The organism is Kitasatospora sp. NPDC059817 (assembly GCF_042731835.1).
Lineage (GTDB): Bacteria > Actinomycetota > Actinomycetes > Streptomycetales > Streptomycetaceae > Kitasatospora.
Window position 1 is genome coordinate 1 of sequence record NZ_JBHWIR010000250.1, and the last position, 8,388, is coordinate 8,388.

General features: G+C 74.4%; 8 protein-coding genes. 1 reads left to right on the forward strand and 7 read right to left on the reverse strand.

Going from position 1 to position 8,388, the window contains the following annotated elements; genetic code table 11:
* Window positions 1–158: 158 nt before the first annotated feature.
* Together ACFV61_RS32285 and ACFV61_RS32290 are read right to left on the reverse strand one after the other, a co-directional pair.
* Window positions 159–356, reverse strand: coding sequence for a ferredoxin (locus ACFV61_RS32285; RefSeq protein ID WP_380495514.1), 198 nt, complete (start codon window positions 354–356; stop codon window positions 159–161).
* Between the two features lie 41 nt (window positions 357–397).
* Entirely contained in the window at window positions 398–1,597 is a 1,200-nt protein-coding gene (locus ACFV61_RS32290) for a cytochrome P450 (RefSeq protein ID WP_380495516.1), read from the reverse strand.
* A 232-nt stretch (window positions 1,598–1,829) separates the two neighbouring features.
* Here ACFV61_RS32290 and ACFV61_RS32295 point away from each other — a divergent pair, with 232 nt between their 5' ends.
* Window positions 1,830–2,384, forward strand: coding sequence for a MarR family winged helix-turn-helix transcriptional regulator (locus ACFV61_RS32295; RefSeq protein ID WP_380495518.1), 555 nt, complete (start codon window positions 1,830–1,832; stop codon window positions 2,382–2,384).
* A gap of 68 nt (window positions 2,385–2,452) precedes the next feature.
* On the opposite strand, the gene ACFV61_RS32300 is transcribed toward ACFV61_RS32295, so the two are convergent.
* The 5 genes from ACFV61_RS32300 to ACFV61_RS32320 form a co-directional block, all read right to left on the reverse strand.
* Complete coding sequence (locus tag ACFV61_RS32300) at window positions 2,453–3,682, reverse strand: PLP-dependent aminotransferase family protein (protein ID WP_380495525.1); 1,230 nt, start codon at window positions 3,680–3,682, stop codon at window positions 2,453–2,455.
* A 65-nt stretch (window positions 3,683–3,747) separates the two neighbouring features.
* On the reverse strand, window positions 3,748–4,950 hold the full coding sequence (locus ACFV61_RS32305; RefSeq protein ID WP_380495520.1) for an alpha-hydroxy acid oxidase: 1,203 nt from the start codon (window positions 4,948–4,950) through the stop codon (window positions 3,748–3,750).
* Window positions 4,947–6,044: a 4-hydroxyphenylpyruvate dioxygenase gene (gene hppD / locus ACFV61_RS32310; protein ID WP_380495522.1), complete on the reverse strand. Its 1,098-nt coding sequence runs from the start codon at window positions 6,042–6,044 to the stop codon at window positions 4,947–4,949. Before hppD ends, ACFV61_RS32305 begins: the two co-directional genes overlap by 4 nt.
* A 52-nt stretch (window positions 6,045–6,096) precedes the next feature.
* Window positions 6,097–7,413 (reverse strand): MFS transporter, encoded by a 1,317-nt coding sequence (locus ACFV61_RS32315; RefSeq protein ID WP_063349679.1) that lies wholly within the window; start codon window positions 7,411–7,413, stop codon window positions 6,097–6,099.
* Window positions 7,414–7,621: 208 nt separating this feature from the next.
* On the reverse strand, window positions 7,622–8,388 hold a 767-nt coding region (locus ACFV61_RS32320; protein ID WP_380495523.1), incomplete at its 5' end, for a pyridoxal phosphate-dependent aminotransferase.

Sequence of the window (8,388 nt, forward strand, 5' to 3'; positions counted from 1 at the left end):
GGGGGGGCCCCCGCCCCCCCCCCCGCCCCAGCTCCCCTCTTTAGTGCCCGGGGTTTGGTTTGGCTGCCGGGCCAGGGGGGGGCCCGCGGGCCGCCCGCCCCCCCCCGACGCGCGGTCAGGGGCGCCGCTCGGCGGCGGGTTGGTGGGGTGGGGGGTGGTTACGGCTGGTCGAGCCGGATGGCTGCGGCCGGGCAGACCGCGGCGGCGTCCTGGACGGCCTGGTGGAGGTCGGCGGGGGGTGCGGCGTCGAGGAGGACGACGATGCCGTCCTCGTCGCGCTGGTCGAAGACCTCGGGGGCGGCGAGTACGCAGTTGCCGGCGCCGCAGCACTTTTCCTGGTCGATGTGGATGAGCATGGCTTTCCCTTCGGAGGATCGGTTCGGACGTGGGAGGGCCGTTACCAGGCGAGGGGGAGCTCGTGGACGCCGTAGATGAGCATGTCGCCCCGGAAGCGGATCTCCTCGAACGGTACGGCCAGGCGCAGTTCGGGCAGTCGCTGCAGGATGGTGTTCAGCGCGATCTGCAGTTCCAGCCGGGCCAGGGGCTGTCCGAGGCACTGGTGGACGCCGAAGCCGAAGGCCAGGTGGAGGCGCGCGTCGCGGGAGAGGTCGAGTTCGTCGCCGTCGGGGAACTTCTGCTCGTCCCGGTTCGCGGTGCTGATCATGCAGATCACGCCCTCGCCCGCCCGGATCCGGACGTCGCCGACGGTGACGTCCTCGGTGGCGACCCGGGTCAGGCCGGAGTGCACGATGGTGAGGTAGCGCAGCAGTTCCTCGACGGCCCCGGCGACCGACTCCGGGTGCTCGCGCAGGTGGGCGAGCTGGGTGGGGTTCTGCAGCAGGGCCAGGATGGAGAGCGCGGTCATGTTCGCCGTGGTCTCGTGTCCGGCGACCAGCAGCAGCCGGCCCATGGCGCCGATCTCCTCGGTGCTCAGCTCGCCGCGGGCGACCAGGCGGCTGAGGATGCCGTCGTCGGGCTCGGTGCGCTTGGAGTCGGTGAGCTTGACCAGGTAGTCGGCCAGGTTCTTCTGGGCGATCTGCACCTCTTCGACCGAGGAGTCGCGGCGCAGCAGGACCCGGCTGCACTCCTGGAAGAAGTCGTGGTCCTGGTAGGGGACGCCGAGCAGCAGGCAGATGACCAGGGACGGCAGCGGCAGCGCGAACTCGTGGACCAGGTCGCCGGAGTTGCGGCCGGCAGTCAGCTCGTCGAGCAGGTCGTCGGCGATGCGCTGGACCTCGGGGCGCAGTGCCTCGACCTTCTTGATCATGAATTCGCTGGTGAGCATCCGGCGCAGCTGGGCGTGCTCCGGGTCGTCCATCCGGATGAAGGTCCGCTGGCCGGTGCTCAGCTGTCGGGCGCCGGCGCTGATGAACGGGAAGCCGGGCCGGGCGGCGTCCGAGCTGAAGCGGGCGTCGCTGAGCACGGCCTTGATGTTGTCGTGGCGGGTGACCAGCCAGCTGGGGGCGCCGTCCCAGAGGGCGATCCGGCTGATCGGTTCGTCCTGCTGGGCCTGCTGGTAGGCCGGCGGCGGGTCGAACGGGCAGCCGCCACGGGCGGCGGGGTGGGTGAACTGGGGGTGGTGAGCGGCGGTGGCCATCATGGGCTCCCTTCACGGAGCGGATTTGCCGGTGGCGCCGAGCGGATGGGCCTGCGGTGCCGTGGGGTAGCGCCCGGGACCATTGCATGCCCTAAGCAACTAACTCACCGTCACGCTAACTCGCGGTCAGTGGTGGCGAAAGGGTCCATCCGGTGGCGAACGAATCTGTCCGGAAACCGGTCAGTGGTCGAGAGGGGAGCCACTCCTCGAACGGGGTCGCTACAGTTCCCCCATGCCGGACGCAACAGACAATCCGACCGCCACCTCCGAACTGGAGGAGGTGCTGGCCTCGCTGGCCTACCTGCTGACCCGCTCGCAGGAGCACGAGCGCCAGACGGCGCGGGCCGGCATCACGGCGGCGCGCTCGGACGTCTACCTGCTGCGCGCGCTCGCCGAGGCCGAGGAGGTCAGCCGGGTGGGCGACCTGGCCGCCCGGCTGATGGTCAAGCCCTCCCACGTCACCCGGCAGATCGACCGGCTGCAGACCCAGCAACTGGTGGAACGCACCCCGGACGCGCTGGACCGCCGGGCCCGCCAGGTGGCGCTCACGGCCGAGGGGCGGGCGATGCTCAACCGTCTGAAACAGGCCAACATCGCCGGTCTGGCCAATGCGCTGGACGGCATTCCGGCACCGGACGTCGCCGCCACGGTCAGCGTGCTGCGCCACTTGGTGGACCGGTACGTGCGGCAGGTCCGGATCAAGATGCTGTCCGAGGACGCCACGCCGGCGGACCGGGCGGTCGGGGGCGTCGGGGGCGCCGACTCGGGCTCGTCCCACTGCCCCTGACGCGAAGGCCCGGCAAGGGAGGGGGCGCCGGAGCGGGCGCCCCCTCCGAGGTCAGGACCGTACGGCGATCAGGACCGTGCGGCGATCAGGGCGGCCAGCCCGTCCAGCCCGCGGTCGACGGTGTCCGGGTCGACCTGGCTGACGGAGAGCCGCAGTTGCCGCTCCCCGCCTGCGCCCGGGTAGAAGTGCGACATCGGGGTCCAGATCACCCCGTACTCCGAGGCCGAGAGTTCGAGCAGTGCGTCGTCCACCGCGAACGGCACCGTGACCACCAGGAAGAACCCGCCGCGCGGCTCGTTCCAGCTCACCCCGCTGTCGGGCGGGAATCGCCGGGCCAGGCCCGCCAGGACGAGCGCGAGGTTGCGCCGGTAGAGCGCGGCGACCTCGGTGTTGGCGGCCCGCAGGCTGTAGCCGTGTTCGAGCAGTGCCCCGCCGATCACGGCCTGGGCGATCGGTGAGGTGTTCACCGTGGTCATGCTCTTGATCATGCCGAGCAGGTCGGCCAGCAGGTCGGTGCCGCCCGCGCCGTCGGCCACCGGCTGGTCCGCCACCACGTACCCGACCCGGGCGCCCGGGAGGGCCGTCTTGGCGAAGGAGCCGAGGTGGACGACCCGCCGTTCGGTGTCCAGGGCCTTGAGCGAGGGCAGCCGCTCCTCGCCGGCGAAGACGCAGTACGGGTTGTCCTCCAGCAGGAGGAAGTCCTCCTCGGCGGCCAGGGCGAGCAGCTCCCGCCGCAGCTCCAGCGGCAGGCTGGCCCCGCTCGGGTTGGCGACGTCCGGTACCAGGTAGAGGGCGCGCGGGCGCAGCCCCTCGGCCCGGGCGGCGGCCAGTTGGCGGCGCAGGTCGGCGAGGTCCACGCCGTCCGGGCCGTCGGCCACCGGCCGTACCGGGAGGTCGGCGAGCAGCGCCGCGCCGGTCAGCCCCACGTACGTGGGCGAGACGGCGAGCACCACGTCCTCGGGGCCGCGGCGCAGTGCCCGCAGCACCAGGAACATCGCCTCCTGGCAACCCACCGTCACCACGATCGACTCGGCGGGCACCTCGATGCCCTCGTCCACCGCGAGGTGGGTGGCGATCAGCTCGTGGATGATCCCCTTGGTCCGCCCGTACTGGAGCACCTGCCGCCGGGCCGCCTCCTCGGAGAGCCCGCGCTCGGCGCGCAGGTGGGCGACGTAGCGGTCCAGGTGGCGGTGGACGGCGTCGAGTTCTAAGAACTGCTCCGCCGGGCGGCCCGCGGCGAAGGAGACCGCCTCCGGGTAGCGGATGGAGATCTCGTTGAGCAGGTTCATCGAGGTCATCGCCGGGTCGGCGAGGGAGGGGTGCAGGTCGGCCCGCAGCAGGCCGCGGGGTGGGGCGGTGGTGGTCACGGGGCACTCCAGGTGGGGCAGGGCATGGGGGTGGTGCGCAGCGCGGCGGCCGCGCTCAGGTCGGCGCAGCCCGCGAGGCCGAGCGCGTGCCGCAGCTCCGCGGCCAGCAGGTCGAGCACGTGGGCGCAGCCGGCCTCGCCCCGGGCCGCCAGGCCCCAGATCATCGGGCGTCCGAGCAGCACCCCGGACGCCCCGAGGGCCAGGGCGGTGAGCACGTCCGAGCCGCCGCGCACCCCGCTGTCCAGCAGCACCTGGCAGTCGCGGCCGGCCAGCGCCTCGGCGACGGCGGGCAGCGCGGTGATCGAGGGGACGGCCCGGTCGAGCTGGCGGCCGCCGTGGTTGGACACCACCACGGCCTCGGCGCCGAGTTCGGCGGCCCGCACCGCGTCCGCCGGGTCGAGCACCCCCTTGACCATCAGCGGCAGGCTGGTGTGCTCGCGCAGCCAGGCGAGATCCGCCCAGGTGACGGCGGGGGAGAGCAGCTCGGCGGTGTGCGCGGCCACGGCCGAGACGGCGGTGGTGGCCTGGTGGGCCCGCCCGGCGGCGCCGTCTTCGAGCAGGACCGCGCGGACGTCCGCGGGCAGCGCGAAGGCGTTCTTGGCGTCGCGCAGGCGGCGGCCCATGAACGGCACGTCGGCGGTGACGACCAGGCACTCGCTGCCCGCCGCCTCGGCCGCCGCGACCAGTTCGAGCAGCCGCCCCCGGTCGCGCAGCCAGTACAGCTGGAACCAGAGCGTGGCTCCCGTCGCGGCCAGGTCCTCGAAGCCGACGCTGCTGAGCGTGCCGACGGTGAACGGCACCCCCGCCGCGGCCGCCGCCCGGGCCGAGGCCAGCTCGCCCTCGGGGTGGAACAGCCGGTGGTACGCGACGGGCGCCACCGCCACCGGCAGGCTCGCGCGGCTGCGCACCAGGGTGGCGGCGGTGTCGCAGGCGGAGACGTCGGCCAGCACCCGGGGCACCAGGGCCAGTTGGTCGAAGGCCGCCCGGTTGCCGGCGAGGGTGCGCTCGCGCTCCGCGCCGCCCTCCAGCCAGTCCCAGACCTCGGGCGCGAGCGCGGCCCGGGCCGGCTCCGCGTACTCGGCGACGGAGAGCGGCTGGGTGGAGGGTGGCTGGGAGGGGAGCGGCTGGGCGGAGGGCGACGGGGTGGAGGGCGACGGGGCGGGGGAGGGCTGGTGCCCGGTCAGGGCCGGCGCGTTCATCCGGCCACTTCGCTGGCGCTGCGCTGGAGTTCGACGGCCTCGTAGAGGGCGCGGACGTTGTTGCTGCCGAAGGTGCGGGCCCGGATGCGCTCGATCACCTCGAAGAAGAAGGTGCCGCGCGGGTGCTGGGAGCGGGTGAAGATCTGGAACAGCTGGCCGTCGTGGTCCTGGTCGACCAGCAGGTGCAGGGCGCGCAGCTGGTCGAGGGAGTGCCGCAGCGGCGTCAGGCGGGCGGGCAGCGCGTCGAAGTACGCGCCCGGGGTGCGCAGGAACGGCACGCCGCGCTCCGCCATCGCGGAGACGGAGTGCACGGCGTCGGCGGAGGAGAAGGCCACGTGCTGCACCCCGGCGCCGCCGTGGTCGGCGAGGAAGGAGGCGATCTGGCCGCCCGCGTCGGGGCTGAGCGGCTCGATCAGGGTGAGCGTGACGCTGTGGTCGGTGCTCTGCACGACCGCCGAGTCCATGCCGAGCGCGCCGACCTCGATCCGCTCCTCGAAGATCATCCGGAAGCCGAAGACCTCGCAGTACTGGCGAACGGTCTCGCGCAGCTCACCGGAGGGGACGCAGACCGCGAAGTGGTCGACGGAGCGCAGCCCCGTCGTACCGGCACCGGTCACGGGGGCGGCGTCCGGCAGGCCGGGGATCCGGTCGGCGGGGGCCTCGGGGCCGCGTTCGATCAGGGTGTGCACCACGTCGCCGAAGGCGCCGACCACCGCCGTGACGCAGCCGTGCGCGGCCTGCGGCGGGCGCAGCCCGTCGGCGCCCCGGCCGGTCAGCGTCCGGTAGGCGTCGGCGGCGTCCGGCACCCGCAGGGCCAGTGCGCCCACGCCGTCGCCGTGCCGGGCCAGGTAGTCGGTGGCCGGGTGGCCGCCGGCCAGCGGCTGGGTGAGCAGCAGCCGGACGGTGCCCTGCCCGACCAGCGCCGAGAGGCAGCGCTCGGCGGCCTCGCCGCGCTCGGTGGGCGGGACGAGCAGCTCGAAGCCGTACTCGGTGGTCAGCCGGGCGGTCTCGGCGGTGAGGTCGGACAGGTAGAACTCGACGTGGTCCAGTTCGACGGGGAGCGGGGCGGCGGTGGGTGAGGAGCGGTCGGTCATCTGAGGAGCTTTCTGGTGAGGAGGAGAGGAGGTGTCGGGGGTGATCGGGCGATCAGGTGCGCTGGAGGTCCGGGGCGCTCCCGGGCTCGGTGGGGCTCTCGGAGTCGGCCGGAGGCTCGGTGGAGCTCTCGGGCTCTTCGGGGGCCTCGGTCCCGGCGGGGGCCTCGGATTCCGCGGGGGCCTCGGGCTCGGTCGGGGCCTCGGGCTTGCCGAGCAGGTGGACGGCCGCGAGCAGGGCGCCGAGCACCATCACGGCCAGCACGACCCGGAAGTCCAGGGCGGCCACCAGCCCGGAGCCGACGCCGACCGCGAGGGCCTGCGGGGCGGTGAGCGAGAGGTTGACGGCCGCCTGGGCGCGGCCCATCAGCTGGGGCGGCGTGGCCGCCTGGGCGGCCGTGGCGAGGCCGACCATGGCGGCCGGGATGCCCGCCCCGGCGATCACCAGGCCGGCCGCCACCACGGGGAGGGACGGCGCGAGCAGCAGGACCGTGCCGAGGCCGAACACCACCGACCCCGCCATGACCGTCCGGCGCGGCCCGAGCCGGCCGATCAGCAGACCGCCGACCACCGAGCCGCCCAGCGCCCCGACCGCCTCGATCGTCTCCAGCACGCCGAGGAACTGCGGCGGGCGGTGCAGCCCGTGCTGGGTCAGTGCGAACAGCACCGGCTGGAGCAGGCTCAGTACGAAGCCCGTGACGGCAGTGGCCGCCACCAGCGGGCGCAGCCCGGTCGCGCCGCGCAGGTGGGCGAAGCCCGCCAGTACCTCGGTGCGCCACCGGCGGCCCGAGGGCTCCGGCCTGGGCTCGTCCGCCCGCAGGCCGAGGAAGGCCAGGGCCGCCAGCAGCAGCACGCCGAGGTCGGCCAGCGCCACGGCGCGCCCGCCCAGCCAGCTGTAGAGGCCCGAGCCGAGCAGCGGCGCGACGAGCGTGGTTCCGGCCCGGGCGCTCTGGGTGAACCCGGCTGCTGCGCCGAAGTCCTGACGGTCCGTCAGGATCGTACGCAGCAGGGCGCTCTGCGCCGGGGCCAGCACGGCCCCGGCGAGACCGCAGAGCGAGGCGGTGCAGTAGATGATCCAGACCCGGTCCGGACCGTCGACGAGCAGCAGGGGCGTCAACCCCACCGCCACCACCAGGTTGACCCCGACCAGCAGCGGCCTGCGCCGGACCCGGTCGGCGAGCAGGCCGCCCAGCGGCAGGAGCAGCAGCGGCGCGGCGAAGCAGAACAGCACCAGCCCGGCGGCGGAGTTGCTGCCGGTCAGCACCTTGGCCCAGATGCCGAGGGCGATGGAGAGGGCGCTGTCGCCGAGGACGGACAGGGTCTGCCCGGCGAGGTAGCGCCGGAACTCCGGGCGGGCCAACAGCGGGTGCATCGCGGTTCCTTCGCTGCGCCGACGGCGCTTCGGGGTGCTGGACGTGCTGGACGTGCCGTGTGTGCCGTGTGTGCTGAGTTGCTGGGCTGCTCGGCGCGTGGGGCGCGGACGGTGCGCCCTCACGCGCCGTGCGCGGGGACATGCGGGAACGTGCGGGACGTGCGGGGAGGTGCAGGGATACGCGGGGATCCGCGGACGCGGGGTGCGGTCAGGGAGCGGCGGGCGCGGTGGCGCCGAAGCCCTCGATCACCGCGTCGTTGGCGTCCTTCTCACCGACGGCGATCCGGATGCCCTGCCCGGCGTAGTAGCGGACGGCCACCCCCCGGCGCTCCAGCTCCGTCCGCAGGGGGAGCTGGTCACCCGGCGCGACGACCCAGAGGAAGTTGGTCAGGCTGGGCGCCACCGTCCAGCCCAGCCCCAGCAGTTCGGCCCGCAGGCGCTCCCGCTCGGCGGCGATCTCGGCGATCCGCCGGTCCACCTCGTCCTGGGCCGAGACGGCGGCCAGCAGGCCCGCCTCCTGGAGCCGGTTCACCGCGTACGGGACCTGGTGGTCCCGCACCCGCTGGGCCACGGACTCCTCCGCGAGCGCGTAGCCGATCCGCAGGGCGGCGATGCCGTGCGACTTGGAGAGGGTGCGCAGCACCACCAGGTTCGGCCACTCGGCGATCCGGTCCGGAACGGCCGGGGCCGCCCAGTCCCGGGCGAAGTCGACGTACGCCTCGTCCAGCAGGATCAGCGCCGTGGCCGGGACCAGGCGGAAGAAGTCCGTCAGCTCCGCCCAGGAGTAGACCGTGCCGGTCGGGTTGTGCGGGTTGCACAGCACGACGATCCGGGTGCGCTCGTCCAGCCGCTCGGCCATCGCGGCCAGGTCGTGCCGGGCGTCGGGGCCGAGCGGGACGGGGGGGGGGGGGCGCGCGGGCGGCGCCCCGGGCGCCCCCAGGGCCGGCCGCGCGGGCGCCGCCGGCGCCCCCCGCT

Coding starts and splice junctions, on each gene's coding strand:
- ACFV61_RS32290 (WP_380495516.1), bottom strand. CDS start 1,597: ATGGCCACCGCCGCTCACCACCCCCAGTTCACCCACCCCGCCGCCCGT.
- hppD (WP_380495522.1), bottom strand. CDS start 6,044: ATGACCGACCGCTCCTCACCCACCGCCGCCCCGCTCCCCGTCGAACTG.
- ACFV61_RS32285 (WP_380495514.1), bottom strand. CDS start 356: ATGCTCATCCACATCGACCAGGAAAAGTGCTGCGGCGCCGGCAACTGC.
- ACFV61_RS32295 (WP_380495518.1), top strand. CDS start 1,830: ATGCCGGACGCAACAGACAATCCGACCGCCACCTCCGAACTGGAGGAG.
- ACFV61_RS32315 (WP_063349679.1), bottom strand. CDS start 7,413: ATGCACCCGCTGTTGGCCCGCCCGGAGTTCCGGCGCTACCTCGCCGGG.
- ACFV61_RS32305 (WP_380495520.1), bottom strand. CDS start 4,950: ATGAACGCGCCGGCCCTGACCGGGCACCAGCCCTCCCCCGCCCCGTCG.
- ACFV61_RS32300 (WP_380495525.1), bottom strand. CDS start 3,682: ATGACCTCGATGAACCTGCTCAACGAGATCTCCATCCGCTACCCGGAG.